At 74.1% G+C, this 16,538-nt stretch carries 18 protein-coding genes and 1 tRNA gene; 15 read left to right on the plus strand and 4 right to left on the minus strand.

All coding sequences use genetic code 11. The features are described from left to right. Positions 1-22: 22 nt before the first annotated feature. A complete protein-coding gene (locus tag IE172_RS30995) occupies positions 23-1,048 on the minus strand; it encodes an amidohydrolase family protein (RefSeq protein ID WP_190100662.1) in 1,026 nt (341 codons plus the stop codon). Beyond that, positions 1,045-2,232: a 4-oxalomesaconate tautomerase gene (locus IE172_RS31000; protein ID WP_190100663.1), complete on the minus strand. Its 1,188-nt coding sequence runs from the start codon at positions 2,230-2,232 to the stop codon at positions 1,045-1,047. The genes IE172_RS30995 and IE172_RS31000 overlap by 4 nt, the downstream gene beginning before the upstream one ends. Before the next feature lie 189 nt (positions 2,233-2,421). On the opposite strand from IE172_RS31000, the gene IE172_RS31005 reads away from it, so the two are divergent. The 14 genes from IE172_RS31005 (at position 2,422) to IE172_RS31070 (ending at position 14,531) form a co-directional block, all read left to right on the plus strand. Further along, on the plus strand, positions 2,422-3,099 hold the full coding sequence (locus IE172_RS31005) for a GntR family transcriptional regulator (protein WP_190100664.1): 678 nt from the start codon (positions 2,422-2,424) through the stop codon (positions 3,097-3,099). 152 nt (positions 3,100-3,251) lie between these two features. Next, positions 3,252-3,710 (plus strand): RrF2 family transcriptional regulator, encoded by a 459-nt coding sequence (locus IE172_RS31010; RefSeq protein WP_190100665.1) that lies wholly within the window; start codon positions 3,252-3,254, stop codon positions 3,708-3,710. Positions 3,711-3,820: 110 nt separating this feature from the next. Beyond that, positions 3,821-5,032: an acyl-CoA dehydrogenase family protein gene (locus IE172_RS31015; protein ID WP_229886633.1), complete on the plus strand. Its 1,212-nt coding sequence runs from the start codon at positions 3,821-3,823 to the stop codon at positions 5,030-5,032. Between the two features lie 502 nt (positions 5,033-5,534). Next, a complete protein-coding gene (locus tag IE172_RS31020; RefSeq protein WP_190100666.1) occupies positions 5,535-7,457 on the plus strand; it encodes a sensor histidine kinase in 1,923 nt (640 codons plus the stop codon). Between the two features lie 68 nt (positions 7,458-7,525). Beyond that, complete coding sequence (locus tag IE172_RS31025) at positions 7,526-7,960, plus strand: roadblock/LC7 domain-containing protein (RefSeq protein ID WP_190100667.1); 435 nt, start codon at positions 7,526-7,528, stop codon at positions 7,958-7,960. Positions 7,961-7,962: 2 nt separating this feature from the next. Further along, positions 7,963-8,334: a DUF742 domain-containing protein gene (locus IE172_RS31030; RefSeq protein ID WP_190100746.1), complete on the plus strand. Its 372-nt coding sequence runs from the start codon at positions 7,963-7,965 to the stop codon at positions 8,332-8,334. Beyond that, complete coding sequence (locus tag IE172_RS31035; protein ID WP_190100668.1) at positions 8,312-8,941, plus strand: GTP-binding protein; 630 nt, start codon at positions 8,312-8,314, stop codon at positions 8,939-8,941. The genes IE172_RS31030 and IE172_RS31035 overlap by 23 nt, the downstream gene beginning before the upstream one ends. Before the next feature lie 58 nt (positions 8,942-8,999). After that, positions 9,000-9,602: a GAF domain-containing protein gene (locus IE172_RS31040; RefSeq protein WP_190100669.1), complete on the plus strand. Its 603-nt coding sequence runs from the start codon at positions 9,000-9,002 to the stop codon at positions 9,600-9,602. Positions 9,603-9,756: 154 nt separating this feature from the next. After that, positions 9,757-10,785, plus strand: a complete 1,029-nt coding sequence (gene tdh, locus IE172_RS31045; RefSeq protein ID WP_190100670.1) for an L-threonine 3-dehydrogenase — start codon at positions 9,757-9,759, stop codon at positions 10,783-10,785. A 29-nt stretch (positions 10,786-10,814) separates the two neighbouring features. After that, positions 10,815-12,014: a glycine C-acetyltransferase gene (locus IE172_RS31050; RefSeq protein ID WP_190100671.1), complete on the plus strand. Its 1,200-nt coding sequence runs from the start codon at positions 10,815-10,817 to the stop codon at positions 12,012-12,014. A gap of 36 nt (positions 12,015-12,050) precedes the next feature. Further along, positions 12,051-12,956 carry a LysR family transcriptional regulator gene (locus tag IE172_RS31055; protein WP_190100672.1) on the plus strand — a complete coding sequence of 302 codons (906 nt, stop codon included), beginning with the start codon at positions 12,051-12,053 and terminating at the stop codon, positions 12,954-12,956. Positions 12,957-13,017: 61 nt separating this feature from the next. Beyond that, a complete protein-coding gene (locus IE172_RS31060) occupies positions 13,018-13,602 on the plus strand; it encodes a helix-turn-helix domain-containing protein (RefSeq protein ID WP_190100673.1) in 585 nt (194 codons plus the stop codon). Beyond that, on the plus strand, positions 13,599-14,141 hold the full coding sequence (locus tag IE172_RS31065; RefSeq protein WP_190100674.1) for a GNAT family N-acetyltransferase: 543 nt from the start codon (positions 13,599-13,601) through the stop codon (positions 14,139-14,141). Before IE172_RS31060 ends, IE172_RS31065 begins: the two co-directional genes overlap by 4 nt. A gap of 30 nt (positions 14,142-14,171) precedes the next feature. After that, positions 14,172-14,531, plus strand: coding sequence for an MmcQ/YjbR family DNA-binding protein (locus tag IE172_RS31070; RefSeq protein WP_190100675.1), 360 nt, complete (start codon positions 14,172-14,174; stop codon positions 14,529-14,531). 129 nt (positions 14,532-14,660) lie between these two features. Here IE172_RS31070 and IE172_RS31075 read toward each other — a convergent pair whose 3' ends face one another. Continuing rightward, positions 14,661-15,575, minus strand: a complete 915-nt coding sequence (locus IE172_RS31075) for a transketolase family protein (protein ID WP_190100676.1) — start codon at positions 15,573-15,575, stop codon at positions 14,661-14,663. A gap of 42 nt (positions 15,576-15,617) precedes the next feature. Beyond that, complete coding sequence (locus tag IE172_RS31080; RefSeq protein ID WP_190100677.1) at positions 15,618-16,325, minus strand: thiamine pyrophosphate-binding protein; 708 nt, start codon at positions 16,323-16,325, stop codon at positions 15,618-15,620. Positions 16,326-16,461: 136 nt separating this feature from the next. Here IE172_RS31080 and IE172_RS31085 point away from each other — a divergent pair. Further along, a tRNA-Pro gene (locus tag IE172_RS31085) sits at positions 16,462-16,535 on the plus strand. The last annotated feature ends 3 nt before the right edge of the window (positions 16,536-16,538 follow it).

Raw genomic sequence — 16,538 nt, forward strand, 5'->3', positions numbered from 1 at the left:
CGGGGGAGGGGTGGGGGTGGGTTCAACGGCCCTGGGCGGTCAGGCGCGCGTCCAGCCGCGGGTAGACCCGCCGGGCGTTGCCCTCCTGGACCGCTGCCAGGTCCTCGGCGGACAGGCCCGCCGCCTCGACGTAGCGGCGGGTGTCGTCGAAGTGGTGACCGGTGCGCGGGTCGACGCCGCGGACGGCGCCGACCATCTCGGAGGCGAAGAGGACGTTGCCGACGGGGATCACGTCGAGCAGCAGGTCGATGCCGGGCTGGTGGTAGACACAGGTGTCGAAGTAGACGTTGCGCAGCAGCGACTCCTCCGGTTCGGGCCTGCCGAGCGCCTGCGCCAGGCCGCGGAACCTGCCCCAGTGGTACGGCACGGCTCCGCCGCCGTGCGGGATCACCAGGCGCAGCCCGGGGAAGTCGGTGAACAGGTCGCCGGCCAGCAGCTGCATGAAGGCGGTGGTGTCGGCGTTGAGGTAGTGCGCCCCGGTGGTGTGGAAGGCCGGGTTGCAGGAGGTGGAGACGTGCACCATGGCCGGCACGTCCAGCTCGACGAGCTTCTCCCACACCGGGTACCAGGAGCGGTCGGTCAGCGGGGGAGCGGTCCAGTGGCCGCCGCTCGGGTCGGGGTTGAGGTTGACGGTGACCGCGCCGAGGTCCCGGACGGCCCGTTCGATCTCCGGGACCACGGTGGCCGGGTCCGCCCCGGGCGACTGCGGCAGCATCGCCCCGGGGACGAAACGGCTGGGGTACAGCTCGCAGACGCGGTGGCACAGGTCGTTGCAGATGCGGGCCCAGGCCGAGGACGTCGCGAAGTCACCGATGTGGTGGGCCATGAACGAGGCGCGGGGGGAGAAGACGGTGACGTCGATGCCGCGCTCGTCCATCAGCCGCAGCTGGTTGGTCTCGATCGACTCCCGGATCCGGTCGTCGCTGATGACGGGCCCGGCCGGGTCGGGTGCCCGCACCGGGTCGGTGAGCGCGGCGACCTGGGCGTCACGCCACTGCCCGAGCGGGGCGGGCGCCGTCGTGTAGTGGCCGTGGATGTCGATGATCACGCGGACTTCTCCTGAGCGAGGGGGGCGGGGTCCCAGACGGAACGGGGGACGAGGAGGTCGCCGGCCATGAGGAGGCGGGCGGTGCGCAGCAGCGCGGAGCGCGTGACCCTCCGAGGGTCGTCCGGGTCGCGTCCCAGGGTGACGCTGAACTCACCGGACGGGTGCTCGACGGAGACGGTGGGCTCCGGGCCGGACGGGGCGGCGGCCACGTCGCGGGCGACGGTGCCCTCGATCACGCAGGCGGTGGCGGCCGTGACGGCGGCCAGCACACCGATGGACTGGTGGCAGACCCGCGGGATGAGGCTGCGGGTGGACAGGGTCCCGCCGTCGCGCGGGGGCGCCACCAGCGTCATCTTCGGGTAGTTCCGCCCGGTGACGTCGCCCAGGCCCATGGCGTGGCCGCACACCAGGCGCAGCGCCTCCACCCGGGCCCTGAGCCCTTCGTCGGCGTCGATCTCCGCGGGCGTCTCGTACCCGGTGGCGCCCAGCCGCCCGGCCGCCACGATCACCAGGGGCTGGCCGTTGTCGATCAGGGTGACGTCGACGGCTCCCACGCCGGGCACCTCGACGGTGTCCCGCACGCGCCCGGTCGGCAGCAGGGACCCGGCGACCGAGCCCGCGGTGTCCAGGAAACCGATCTCGACCGGCGCGGCGGTGCCGGGGACGCCGTCGATGCGGGCCGCACCGTCGTACGCGACGTGCCGGACGCCGGAGGGGCCGGCCGGGGTGGCGACGGTGATCTCGGCGACCATGCCGGTGTTGCGCGTCAGCACGCGGGCCGTGGTGCGGTCGCCGGTGGGCACCACCATGCCGGTCTCGACGGCGAACGGCAGCACGGCGGCGAGCATGTTCCCGCAGTTCGACGAGGTGTCGACCACGTCCCCGCCGGGCTGCACCTGGGCGAAGGTCCACTCCAGGTCGGCGCCGGCCCCGGTGGCCGGGCGGACCATGCCGATCTTGCTGGTCAGGGGGTGCGCCCCGCCGATGCCGTCGATCTGCCGCGGATCCGGTGAGCCGAGCGCCGCCAGCAGGACGGCGTCCCGTACACCGGGGTCGCCGGGCAGCAGCCGCGCGTCGAAGAAGGGCCCGCGCGACGTACCGCCCCGCATGAACAGGCAGGGAATCGCCGTCTGGGAACCCCGGCCGGTGACCTCGGGGACCCGGACGGCTGCTACGGCAGGCATGACCACTCCTTCGTGAACGGGGAACGTGCTGAGGAAGCTAAATCATCAACGAGATTGTTGACAAGATGTTTCGATGAAATTGCCAACCTGTGGGATCCTGATAGGGCCGCGCCCGGCCCGCACATTAGGGTTCTGCCTGCGGGAGCCGCCGATGGAAGACGACGGAGAGACGACGGAAGAGGTCGCCGAGTGACGGACAAGCTTACGGGTGCCGCCGGCCGCGAGTACGTGGCGGAGGCCATCCGGCACGCCCTGCGCTCCGGGGACCTCGTGCCCGGGCAGCGGCTGGTCGAGAACGACCTCGCCGAGTCCTACGGGACGACCCGCGGGGCCGTCCGTGAGGCGCTGCAGGACCTCGCCGCCGAGGAGATCCTCGAGATCGTCCCCCGCCGGGGGGCGCGGGTGCGCGCGGTGTCCGTCGAGGAAGCCGTCCAGATCACCGAATGCCGCTCGGTGCTGGAGCAGCTGTGCGCCCGGAAGGCGGCCGTGCGGGCGACCCCGGAGCAGCGGGCGGAGCTGGGCCGCATCGGCGCCGACATGCGCCGGGCCGTCGCGGACGGCGCGTGGGACACCTACTCCGGTCTCAACCAGCGCCTGCACGAACTGGTCATCGAGGCCAGCGGCCAGGAGGTCGCCCGGCGCCAGCTCGGGCGGCTCAACGGGCCGATGGTGCGCTTCCAGTTCCGGCTGGCCCTGCGTCCCGGGCGTCCCTCCCAGTCCCTGCCGCAGCACCTGGCCATCATCGAGGCGGTGGTCGGCGGCGACGCCCCCGCGGCGGCCCGGGCCGCCGAGGCGCACCTGGACGACGTGATCGAGCAACTGCGTTCCTCGGCCGCCGCCGTGCCCGCCCCCGCGCCCCGCGCCTGACGGGGCGGCCCGCCCGCCCCGTCGTCGGGTGTGCGCCCCGGGCCGCGCGGCACGCCGGCCCGGGGCGCACGGCGCGGCGCTCGCACCGGTACGCCGTGTCGCGGGCCGCCGCCCCGCGGCGGGGCGCTCCGGCCGTACGGGATACTGCGGGTATGCGGATCTCGGCCAGGGCGGACTATGCGGTGCGTGCCGCGCTGCAGCTCGCCGCCGCCGCGGAGGACTGCCCGCTCACCACGGAGGCCATCGCGGACGCCCAGGGCATCCCGCGCAAGTTCCTCGAAGGCATCCTCAACGATCTGCGCCGTGAAGGGCTGGTGCTGAGCCGGCGCGGCGCGAACGGCGGGTACCGGCTGGCCGGGCCGGCGGACGGCATCAGCATCGCGGACGTCATCCGGGCCGTCGACGGCCCGCTCGTCTCCGTCCAGGGCGTACGCCCGCCCGACCTGTCGTACAGCGGCCCGGCCACCGCCCTGCTCCCGCTGTGGATCGCGCTGCGGGCCAACGTGCGGCAGATCCTGGAGGGCGTCTCCCTCGCGGACGTCGTCTCGGGCCGGCTGCCCGAGGGTGTGGTGCGGCTGACGGACGCCCCGGCCGCCTGGATCAACCCGTAACCGTCCCGCCTGCTGGGACGGTCGCGTCCGGTGGGCGGATGTTCCCTTGCTGAGGGCCCGTCACTCCCGCAGGATGATTCCCTACCAATCCGATAGGGAAATGGGGAGCCGTGGCTGAGGTGGAGGTGATCACCACCGTCCGGGACCACTGGCGGCGCGTCGCCGACGAGGTCGCCGACGATCTCGCCGTGGACGCGGTCGACCGCGAACGGGCCGGCGAACCGCCCCTCGACGAGGTCGCGCGGCTGCGGGAGTCCGGGCTGCCGGCCGTGCTCGTCCCGCCCGCGCCGGACGGGCGCGGGACTCCCTGGCGCGACGCCTGCGCCGTCGTCCGGCGGATCGCCGCCGCCGACGGCTCGGTCGGTGAACTCCTGGGCCGCCACTACGTGTTGTCGTGGAGCGCCCGCTTCTTCGGCGCCCCGGACCAGGCCGAGGCGCTGGAGGCCCGGTCGGCGCGGGAGGGGTGGCTGTGGGCGGGCGACACCGCCGGGCCCGTACCGCTGGCGCACGGCGACCTGCCGGGCCCCGCCCTCGGCCCCGCCGCCGACGGCGGACACCTGCTGCTGCACGGGCACCGTGCCCTGCCCACGGCGGTGCACGACGCCGACCGGCTGGTCCTCGACGCCGTCTGCTCCGTCACCCACGAGCCGGTGGTCGTGGTGGTGGACGCGCGGCACCCGCGGGTGGGCCGCGCCCCGGCGCCCGACCGGCTCGGCCGGCGGCTCACCGGTGCCGGAACCGTCCGCTTCGACGGCGTGCCGGTCGACACGGCCGACGTGCTCGGACCCGCCGGCCGCGACGAGGAACTGGCCCCGCCGCACACCGCGCTCGCCCCGCTCGCCCTCTCCCTGATGCTCACCCAGGTCGCGCTGGGCGTCGCCGAGGGGGCGCTGGCGGAGGCCGGGGACCTGGGCCGTGCCGCGCGCCGACCTCGGCCGTCGTACGGCGACGCCGACGTCCTGCAGGCCTACGGCGAACTCGCCCTCGCCCTGCACACCGCCTCCGCGGTGACCGATCGCGCGACGGCGGCCGTGGCGGACGCCCTGGCCGCGGGCCGGGAGCTCGGCCACGAGCGGCGTGCCGACACCGCGGCGCGGGTCGCGGTGGCCGGCGCGGTCACCGCGAAGGCCGCCCTGCTCACCGGCGAGCGCGTGCCGGCCCTCACCGACGCGGAGGGCGTCGACCGGTTCTGGCGCAACATCCTCGCGCTGGTGGACGGCCGCCCCGCCGGTCCCACCATGCGGGCCATCGGCGACCACTACCTGAACTCCGTACGCGGCGGCGCCCCTTCGGCCTCCTGGCCCTTTCTCTACGCAGAGTGATGTTCTGGCCGGAGGGGTGAGGGCGATCCGGAGGCTGCCGGGGGTCTCGGCCGGCCGGCTCCGGGCGTCCGCGCGTCCCGTCCGCGCACTCCCCGCCGCGGGCCACCCTCCCTCCACTGACCCGCGTTGAACGCTTGTGACCAGTGTTGATCGCCTGTGGTTCGCTCCCGACCCCTCGCGCTGAACGGTTATCGGTCTGTCGTACGACGCCTCATACCAGAGCGCGATGCTGTCCGCACGAGTTTGTCAACTGCCCACCGCACATGATGCGGTGGCGACTACGGTGAGTGTCGGTCAGCAGGCGTGACGGCTCGCACCGCGGGGCGCGTCCGAGCCGAGGGACCGCGTCGACGAGTCGGGATCAGGGAGCGGGGACCGGTACGTGCAGCCACAAGGCGGACGAGGGAGTCGACGGGGCGAGAGGCCCCGGCACCCGGACCCGGCCGCGGTCCGGGGCACCGTCCACACACCGGTACCCGTCGGCACCACGATCGTGGCCCGCGTGCCGGACCGCGGCGGCCCGGCCCCCGGCGACTTACGGACCCGCGGGACCGGCCCGGCCGCCCGGCCGGAACGGCGCGAGGGCGGACGGCACGGACGGCCGTCCGCACGGGCCACCGCCGCGCCGCACGAGACACCCTTACGGCACCAGCTCCTGCGCCTGGCCGTGCTGCCGCCGGTCGCGGTGGCGCTGAGCGCCTGCGCCGCCGTGCTCTTCACCGTCCGCTCCACCGGAGTCGGGCCGGACCCCGCCCTGTGGGCCGTCCTCGGCGGCGCCACCTCGGTGGCCCTCGCCGGCATCGTCATCGCCGCCGTGGCCGCCGGCCGCGCCGCACGCACCGTGCACGACCGCGTCGGCGCCCTGCGCCGGAGCACCGCCCGGCGCGAGGCCGACCTGCACGCCCTCGTCGAGGCGCTGCGCGCCGGCGAGACCCCGCCCCCGCCGTCCCGGCGCGTCCGGCCGAACGAGGGCGCCGACGAGTTCGACCTCCTCGCCGCCGACCTCACCCGTGCGCACGACGGCGCCGTCGCCGCCGTCGTCCAGGCGTCCCGGCTCTCCAGCCAGGCCGGCAGCGAACAGAAACTCGAGGTGTTCGTCAACCTCGCCCGGCGCCTGCAGTCCCTGGTGCACCGCGAGATCTCCATCCTCGACGAGCTGGAGAACGAGATGGAGGACCCGGACCTCCTCAAGGGCCTCTTCCACGTCGACCACCTCGCCACCCGCATCCGCCGCCACGCCGAGAACCTCGCCGTGCTCGGCGGTGCCGTCTCCCGGCGGCAGTGGAGCAACCCGGTCCCCATGACGGAGGTCCTGCGGTCGGCGATCGCCGAGGTCGAGCAGTACTCGCGCGTCAAACTCGTCCCCCCGATCGACGGCACCCTGCGCGGCCACGCCGTCGCCGACGTCATCCACCTGCTCGCCGAACTCGTCGAGAACGCCACGGTGTTCTCCGCCCCCCACACCCAGGTGCTGCTGCGGGCCGGCCTCGTCACCTCCGGGCTCGCCGTGGAGGTCGAGGACCGCGGACTCGGCATGCCCCTCGCCGAGCAGGACCGGATGAACGCGCTGCTCACCGACCCCGACCAGGTCCATGTCGCCAGCCTGCTGGCCGACGGCCGCATCGGACTGTACGTGGTCTCCCAGCTGGCCAAGCGGCACGGCATCCACGTCCGCCTCCAGAGCAACATCTACGGCGGCGTCCAGGCCGTCCTCGTGGTGCCCCAGGCGCTGCTCGGCACGGAACCCGGCGCCCTGACCGGCGGACAGGGCGCCGGAGCGGAAGCCGGGCGGTACGACGCCGGCACCGGAGCAACACCCCGGCCGTACGACGCCGGCACCGGAGCAACACCCCGGCCGTACGACGCCGGCGCCGTCCCGACGGCCCCTCACCTGCCGGCCGTGCCCGTGCCCGCGGACGGACCGGTCCGGGCGGGCGGCGCGACCGCCCGCACCGCCGCGGCGCCCCTCACCGGGGCCGCGCCCCGCCCCCACATCGCCGCCCCGTCCGGCGACACCGGCGCGGTCCCCCCGCCCCTGCCCCTGCGCGGCGACCGCGAGACCCGCCCCGCCACCCCGGCCGGGGCCGTCCCCGGCCTCCACCCCGGCGACCGGGACGCCCCCACCGACCACGGAACCAGGCCCCTCACCCCGCGCGGCACCACGGTGCGGGGCACCATGGGCAGGCCCCGGCTGCCCCGCAGACGCGCCCAGGAGCACATCGCGCCGCAACTGCGCGACGGCCCCGCGCCGCGCCAGGACACCGAGGACGTCGTCGGCCACGACCCCCAGCTCATGGCGGCCTTCCGACGGGGCGTCAGTCTGGCCGAGGCCCGGCAGGAACCGGCCGCCGCCCCGCGGCCGTCCGTGACCGCGCCCAGCGGTGAACACGCCGTCCGGCAGGACGGGAGCGCACCCGCCGGATGACCACCCCCGCCTCCACCCCCACCCACAGCGCTCCCGCGCACCTTCGTACCCCAAGGAGTCGATCCACCATGGCGAGCGATGCGCCGACCGCCCAGGTATCCGACCTCGACTGGCTGATGAGCGGCCTCGTGCAGCGCGTACCGCACACCAACAGTGCCGTACTGCTGTCCTGCGACGGCCTGGTGAAGTCCGTGCACGGACTCGACCCGGACAGCGCCGACCACATGGCCGCCCTCGCCTCCGGCCTGTACTCCCTCGGCCGCAGCGCCGGGGTCCGCTTCGGCGACGGCGGTGACGTCCGTCAGGTCGTCGTCGAGCTCGACTCCTCGCTGCTGTTCGTCACCACCGCCGGTTCCGGCACCTGCCTCGCCGTGATGGCCGGCCGGGAGGCCGACGCGGCGGTGCTCGGCTACGAGATGGCGATGCTGGTCAAGTCCGTCCGCCCCTACCTGGTGACCGCACCCCGTCAGCAGGGCGTCGAACCGCCGGCGACGAGGCCTTGAGCGTGAAGACGGCCGGTGACGGGCCGTGGCTCGACGACGCGGCCGGTCGGCTGGTACGCCCCTTCACGGTCAGCAACGGCCGGACCCGCCCCACCGTCGCACTCGACCTGCTGTCGCAGGTGAGAGCCACCGGCTCCACCCCTTTCGGCTACCTCGGCCCGGAGCACGCGCAGGCCCTCGACCTGTGCCGCGCCCCCGTACCGGTCGCCGAGGTCGCCGCCCATCTCGGGCTGCCGGTGGCCGTCACCAAGGTGCTGCTGGCGGACCTCGTCGACTGCGGGGCGCTGACCGACAAACCCCCCGCGTTCCACCACACCCCGACGGACCGGGCCCTTCTGGAGGCAGTGCTCGATGGACTACGACGACAGCTCTGACCGGGCCGCCGGAGCGCGCCGCGGTGACGACCCGTTCCCGACCGCCCTCAAGATCCTGGTGGCGGGCGGGTTCGGTGTGGGCAAGACGACCTTCGTCGGCGCGGTCAGCGAGATCGCGCCGCTCAGCACCGAGGAACTCCTCACCACGGCGGGCGCCGCCACCGACAACCTCGACGGCGTCGAGAACAAGGTCGAGACCACCGTGGCCATGGACTTCGGCCGCATCACCCTCGACGCGGAGCATGTGCTGTACCTGTTCGGCACACCCGGCCAGGAACGGTTCTGGTTCATGTGGGACGAGCTCTGCGAGGGCGCGCTCGGCGCGGTCGTCCTCGCCGACACCCGACGCCTGGAGGAGTGCTTCGCGGCGGTCGACTTCTTCGAACAGCGCGGCCTCGGATTCGTCATCGCCGTCAACGAGTTCGACGGCGGCTTCCGCTACGACCCCGGGGAGGTGCGCGCCGCCCTCGACCTCCCCGCGGACGTCCCCGTCGTGTGCTGCGACGCCCGCATCTCCAGCTCGGGCGTCCAGACCCTGCTGACCCTCGTCCGCCACCTCCTCCTCCATGCCCCGGCCGCCGCGACGGGACACGGCGCCCACACGTGATCCCCGCACACCCTCGGAGCCCCTGCATGACCCACGCCCACGATCCGGGAGCCCGCCCATGAGCTACGACCCGCCCCGCCCGGCCGGTCGTCTGCTGCTCACCCCCGAGGACAAGGAGGCACCGGCCCGCGTCCGCAGGCTGCGCGCACTGGGACTGGGCAGCCACCCCGAGCCCTCGCTGGACGTCTTCGCCTACTCACTCGCGGAGCTCACCGGGGCGCCGTACGCCATGGTCAACTTCCTCGGCCACGAGGGCCAGTTCTTCGCGGGCCTGCACACCCCCACGGCCGCGCCGGCCCACCGCGGCGACGGCACCGGCGCCCTGCTGGGCCGGGTGCTGCCCCGCGACCACGGGTTCTGCCCCCACGTGGTGGCCCGGCGCCGGGCACTGGCGCTGGAGGACGTGAGCGACTACCCGAGGTTCGCCGGCAACCCGGTGGTGGACGAGTTCGGCATCCGCTCCTACCTGGGCGCTCCGCTCATCGACAGCACCGGCACGGTGCTGGGCACCGTCTCGGTCACCGACGTCCGGCCGCGGGCCTGGGGCCGGCCCGGCCTCGACGCCATCAAGGCACAGGCCGCCGGCCTCGTCCCGCGGCTGGAGCGCCGGGAGGGCGACGGACTGCCGCCGTGCGGACCACCGACGCCCCCGATGGGGTGACGGCGTGAAGCAAAGCTGTGGCCGCGCTTAAGAAATCCTCGATGGACCGGTGAGGGTGTCGTACGGCAGATTGCAGTGCATTCCACTCCTCTTCCCGGACCGGGCCTGTTCGGCATGCCCCGCGGCCGGGACTCACCCCTCAGGAGCCGAAGCGTTGAAGGCGCTGGTCAAGGAGAAGGCGGAACCCGGGCTGTGGCTCGCGGACGTCCCGGAGCCCGCCGTCGGACCCGGCGACGTGCTGATCAAGGTGCTGCGCACCGGTATCTGCGGCACCGACCTGCACATCCGGGCCTGGGACGGCTGGGCCCGGCAGACGATCAGCACCCCGCTGGTCCTCGGGCACGAGTTCGCCGGCGAGGTCGTGGAGACCGGCCGGGACGTCACCGACATCGGCGTCGGTGACCGGGTCAGCGGCGAGGGCCACCTGGTGTGCGGCAAGTGCCGCAACTGCCTGGCCGGCCGCCGCCATCTGTGCCGGGCCACCGTCGGCCTCGGTGTCGGGCGCGACGGCGCCTTCGCCGAGTACGTCGTGCTCCCCGCCGGCAACGTCTGGGTGCACCGGGTCCCCGTCGACCTCGACGTTGCCGCGATCTTCGACCCGTTCGGCAACGCCGTGCACACCGCGCTGTCCTTCCCCCTGGTCGGCGAGGACGTCCTGATCACCGGCGCCGGCCCGATCGGTCTCATGGCCGCCGCCGTGGCCCGGCATGCGGGCGCCCGCAACGTGGTGATCACGGATGTCAGCGAGGAGCGCCTGGAGCTCGCCCGCAAGATCGGCGCGACCCTGGCGCTCAACGTCGCCGAGTCGACGATCGCCGACGGACAGCACACCCTCGGACTGCGCGAGGGCTTCGACATCGGCCTGGAGATGTCCGGCCGCCCCGAGGCCGTGCGGGACATGATCGACAACATGACGCACGGCGGCCGCATCGCGATGCTCGGCCTGCCGGCCGAGGAGTTCCCGGTCGACTGGTCGAAGATCGTCACCTCGATGATCACCATCAAGGGCATCTACGGCCGTGAGATGTTCGAGACCTGGTACGCCATGTCGGTGCTGCTGGAGGGCGGTCTCGACCTCGCCCCGGTGATCACCGGCCGCTACTCCTACCGCGACTTCGACGCCGCCTTCGAGGACGCGGCCGCCGGCAAGGGCGGCAAGATCATCCTCGACTGGACCGCGTAAGTCCTCCGCCCCCCAAGGAGCTTCCCGACATGTTCGACTCCGTGCGCGACGATCTGCGCGCCACCCTCGACGAGATCCGCGCCGCCGGCCTGCACAAGCCCGAGCGCGTCATCGGCACCCCGCAGTCGGCCACCGTGAACGTCACCGCCGGCGGCCGCCCCGGCGAGGTGCTCAACTTCTGCGCCAACAACTACCTCGGCCTCGCCGACCACCCCGAGGTGGTCGCCGCCGCCCACGAGGCCCTCGACCGCTGGGGTTACGGCATGGCCTCCGTCCGCTTCATCTGCGGCACCCAGGAGGTGCACAAGGAGCTGGAGGCGCGGCTGTCGGCGTTCCTCGGCCAGGAGGACACGATCCTCTACTCCTCCTGCTTCGACGCCAACGGCGGTGTCTTCGAGACGCTGCTCGGCCCCGAGGACGCGGTGATCTCCGACGCGCTGAACCACGCGTCGATCATCGACGGCATCCGGCTGTCCAAGGCACGCCGCCTCCGCTACGCCAACCGCGACATGGCCGACCTGGAGCGGCAGCTCAAGGAGGCCGCCGAGGGCGGCGCGCGCCGCACGCTGATCGTCACCGACGGCGTCTTCTCCATGGACGGCTACGTGGCCCCGCTGGACGAGATCTGCGACCTCGCCGACCGGCACGGCGCCATGGTCATGGTCGACGACTCGCACGCCGTCGGCTTCGTCGGCCCCGGCGGGCGCGGCACGCCCGAACTGCACGACGTGATGGACCGCGTCGACATCATCACCGGCACCCTCGGCAAGGCCCTCGGCGGCGCCTCCGGCGGCTACGTCGCCGCCCGCGCGGAGATCGTCGCCCTGCTGCGCCAGCGCTCCCGCCCGTACCTGTTCTCCAACACGCTCGCCCCGGTGATCGCCGCCGCCTCCCTGAAGGTCCTCGACCTGCTGGAGTCGGCCGACGACCTGCGGGTCCGGCTCGCCGAGAACACCGCCCTGTTCCGCCGCCGGATGACCGAGGAGGGCTTCGACATCCTCCCCGGCGACCACGCCATCGCCCCGGTGATGATCGGCGACGCCTCGGAGGCGGGCCGCATGGCCGAGCTGCTGCTGGAGCGCGGGGTGTACGTGATCGGCTTCTCCTACCCCGTGGTGCCGCAGGGCCAGGCCCGCATCCGCGTCCAGCTGTCCGCGGCGCACTCCACCGACGACGTGAACCGCGCGGTGGACGCCTTCGTGGCGGCCCGGGCGGAGCTCGCCGCCTGAGCGGAGCACACCGAGCGATTTGAGACAATCGCATCCATGATCGAGGCGCGGCGGCTCCACATCCTGCGTGCGGTGGCCGACCACCGCACGGTCACGGCGGCGGCCGCCGCGCTGTTCCTGACCCCCTCCGCCGTCTCCCAGCAGCTCGCCGCCCTCGAGCAGGAGACCGGGCACCGCCTCGTCGAGCGGGGCGCCAAGGGGGTACGGCTCACCGCGGCCGGCGAGATCCTGCTCGGCCACACCAACGCCGTCCTGGCCCAGCTGGAACGGGCCGAGGCCGAACTCGCCGCCTACGGCTCGGGGGAGGCCGGCACCGTCACGGTCGCCGCCTTCGCCACCGGGATCGCCCGGGTGGTCGCTCCCGCGGTGGCCCGGCTGGCCGGATCGGCGCCCGGCATCCGCGTCCGGGTGCAGGACGCCGAGGGGGACGCCAGCCTGCCGATGGTCCTCGACCGGCAGGTCGACGTCGCCGTGGCGGTCGAGTACCGCGGCGCGCCGCCCGCCGACGACCCGCGGCTGACCCACGTACCGCTGTACGCCGAGCCCTTCGACGCGGTCGTCCCCGTCACCCACCGCCTGGCCGACGCGCCCGAGGTGCCGCTCGCCGAACTGGCCAAGGACCCCTGGATAGGCCCGTATCCGGGCAACCCGTGCCACGACGTGGTGGTCCTCGCCTGCGAGAGCGCCGGCTTCCAGCCGCGCCTGGAGCACTCCTCGGACGACTTCCGCGCGGTGGTCGCCCTCGCGTCCGCGGACGCCGGTGTCGCCCTGGTGCCCCGCTCGGCGCTGCGCGGCACGGACCTCACGGGAGTGGTCGTCCGCCCGGTCGACGGCGTGGCCCCGACCCGCCGGGTCTTCGCCGCCGTGCGCCGGGGCGCGGAGGAGCATCCGCTGATCCGGCCGGTCCTGGACGCGCTCCGCGCGGCGGGCGAGGACGCGTAGACACGGGGACGCATCGAGACCCCCTTCCCCTGCTTCTCGTATCCGGGATACCGTCCCGGATATGAAACAGCAGGAGGCCGGGCCGGCCCCGGATCCCCTCGACGTCCGGCTCGGTGCGCGACTGGCCGGGCTCCGGGCCGAACACGGCTGGTCCCTGGGGGAGCTGGCAGAGCGCACCGGCGTCAGCCGGTCCACCCTCTCCCGCGCGGAACGTGCGGAGACCAGTCCCACCGCCGCCCTGCTGAACCGCCTGTGCGCCGTCTACGGCCGGACCATGTCCCAGCTGCTCAGCGAGGTCGAGGCGGAACCCGCGCCCGTGGTGCGCGCCGCCGACCAGGTGGTGTGGGAGGACCGGGCCTCCGGATTCGTCCGCCGGTCGGTCTCCCCGCCGCACGGCGGACTGCGCGGCGAACTCGTCGAGGGGCGCCTCGCCGCCGGCGCGGACATCGCCTACGACCGGCCGCCCGTGCCGGGCCTCGAACAGCACATCTGGGTGCTGGCGGGGGCCCTCTCGGTGACGGCCGAGGACGTCGAGCACCGCCTCGGCGACGGGGACTGCCTCCGGCTGCGCGTCTGGGGCCCGACCCGATTCCGCTGCCCCGGCCCCGGTGACGTGCGCTACGTGCTGGCGGTGGTCGGGCCATGAGGACCGTTCGTCCCGGCGCCGCACAACTGGTGTCCATGGCGGAGGAACTGGCCGATCTGCTGACCGACACCGTGGACGGTGGCGCCTCCGTCGGCTTCCTCGCCCCGCTCGACCGCGCGGAGGCCGTCGCCTGGTGGGCGCGACGGTCCACGGCCGTCGCCGCCGGGCACCTCCTCGTCTGGGTGGCGCACGAGGAGTCCGGCCGGGTGCTCGGCACCGTGAGCCTCGCCCTCCCCGACAAGCCCAACAGCACGCACCGCGCGGAACTGGTCAAGCTGATGGTGCGCCGTACGGCCCGCGGCCGGGGTCTGGGGCGGGCGCTGCTGGCCGTCGCGGAGGGGGAGGCCGCCGCACGCGGGATCACCCTGCTGCATCTGGACACCGAGACCGGCAGCCCCGCCGAGCGCCTGTACCGCTCCAGTGGCTGGACCGCGATCGGCGCCATCCCGGACTACGCGGCGGACCCGGCCGGGGTGCTGCGGCCGACGACGATCTACTACAAGCGCCTGCCGGCGGCCGCGGCGTCCGCCACCGGCTGATTGTCGGTGCGGGCCGCTACGGTTCCTGCCATGCCGGATGCCGAAGACGTACGACGGATCGCCCTGTCCCTGCCGGACACCACGGAGAAGATCGCCTGGAGCATGCCCACGTTCCGGGTGGCGGGGAAGATGTTCGCCACGCTGCCCGAGGAGGAGACCTCCGTCGCCGTGCGCTGTCCCAAGGAGGAGCGCGACGAACTGGCCCTCGCCGAACCGGAGAAGTTCTGGATCGCCGACCACGAGGCCCAGTTCGCCTGGGTCAGGGTCCGCCTCGCCGCCCTGGAGGACGAGGGCGAACTGCGTGACATCCTCGCCGACTCCTGGCGTCAGGCCGCCCCGACCGGCCTCCAGCAGGCGCACCCCCGTCTGGGGCTGCCGCCCGCGAACTGACCTCCCGGGCGTCGCCGTTGCCCGGCCGCGCCCGCACGGGCCGTATCCCCGGTACCTCGTTTCGGGGCGACCGCCGGCCGCCCGGAGCCGGCCGGACGCGCCGCCCCCGGGCCGCTCCGCCGGCCTCCGTCACGCCCTCTCCGGCGCCGGCCCGACGAACCCGCCGATGCGTGCCCGCAGGGACCGGGCGTCCAGACCGTGGGCGGCGACGTGCTCGTCGATCCGCCCGTACCGCCGCAGCTCGGCCCGTCCCACACCGAGCCCCAGCACCCGGTGCGGCACATCGGCCAGCGCGTCGTTGGCCGCGGCCGTGGACGTACCCGCCAGATATGGCTCGACGAGCACCACGTCGGCCCCCGCCGCCCCGGTGGCACGACGCAGACCGGCCGCGTCGAAGGGCCGCACGGTGGTCGCGTAGAGCACGGTGACGTCCAGGCCCTCCGTCGCCTCGAGCACGGCGTCCAGCAGGGGCCCGACGGCGACCACGACCCCCGAGCGCCCCTCGCGGACCGTGCGGAACCGCCCGCCGTCCACGGGCAGCCCTCGCGCGTTGGCCTGCAGCGACAGGCGTACGTACACCTTGTCGTCACCGGCCGCCACCGCGCGCCGCAGCAGTGTCTCGGCCTCGTCCGGATGCCCCGGCACGTGCACGGTCCAGCCGTCCAGGGTGTCGAGCAGCGCCACGTCGCCCGGGGCCATGTGGGTGTAGCCGCCGGCCGGCCAGTCGAAGGAGGCGGCCGCGCTCACCAGCACCGCCCCGACGTCCTGGTGCCCCAGATCCAGCTTGACCTGTTCGAACGGCCGCTCGACCAGGAAGCTCGCGAAGGTGTGCACGACGGGCCGCAGCCCGGTGAGCGCCATTCCGGCCGCCGCCCCGACCAGCAGCTGCTCACGGATGCCCACGTTGACGACCCGGTCCGGGTGCTGGCGCAGTGCCTCGGTGAAGTCGGCCACGCCGATCTCGGCGAGCACCACCGCGACCCGCGGATCCTCGTCGAGCAGCCGGGTGACGGCGGGGGCGAAACGATCACGCATGGTGTCCACGGAGATCGGTCCTTTCCTCGGTGCGTGCGAACAGGGGGAGGATCACGCGGTCTTCGGCTCGACCCGGGCCACGACCGCGTGCGGTCGGCCCGGATGCGGTGCGGTGAACGCGGCGTACAGCGCCTCGTGGTCACGGCCGTCGACCGTGAGCGCGGACCAGCCCGCCGCCTCGAAGCGCGCCGCGATCCCGCCGGGCCGGGCGTACGAGGCGGAGGCGTTGTCGACGACCACGGTGTGCAGCCGGTCCAGGCCTGCGGGCCCGGCGAAGGCGATCGCCTCGTGGTTGCTGCCCTCGTCCAGCTCGGCGTCCCCGACCAGCGTCCACACCCGCGGCTCGTGGAGCCCCTGCGCGCGCAGTCCGAGCGCCGTGCCCACCGCGATCGGCAGACCGTGCCCCAGCGACCCGCTGCCGATCTCCGCCCCCGGCACCAGCACCCGGTCGGGGTGATGGCCGAGCGGGGAGTCGTACGAGCCGAACCCCGGCAGCCAGTCCACCGGCAGGAAGCCCTTGGCGGCCAGCACCGCGTAGTACGCCATCGGGCCGTGCCCCTTGGACAGCAGGAACCGGTCCCGCCCGGGGTCGTCCATCCGCTCAGGCCCGGCCCGCAGGACCCGGTCGTACAGCACCCACAGCACGTCCAGCGTCGACGTCGCGGCCGGACCGTGCTTCTCGTCACCGGTCATCAGGCCCATCAGGGCCGGCAGGTCGGTGAATCCGTACGCTCGTGCGTGTTCCTCGGTGATCGTCATACGCCCCATCGTTCAACCTCGACTCGACTTGAGGTCAAGCGTCGGCGGGCGACAAACGGATGCGCGATCACCGCCCCGAGTGCGGTATGGTTTCCGTGCGCGTTCGGCCGGGGGAAACCCCAGGTCAGACGGGCAACGGGACGTGGCGCAGCTTGGTAGCGCACTTGACTGGGGGTCAAGGGGTCGCAGGTTCAAATCCTGTCGTCCCGACTT

This window comes from Streptomyces griseoflavus, assembly GCF_014649995.1.
Lineage (GTDB): Bacteria > Actinomycetota > Actinomycetes > Streptomycetales > Streptomycetaceae > Streptomyces > Streptomyces griseoflavus.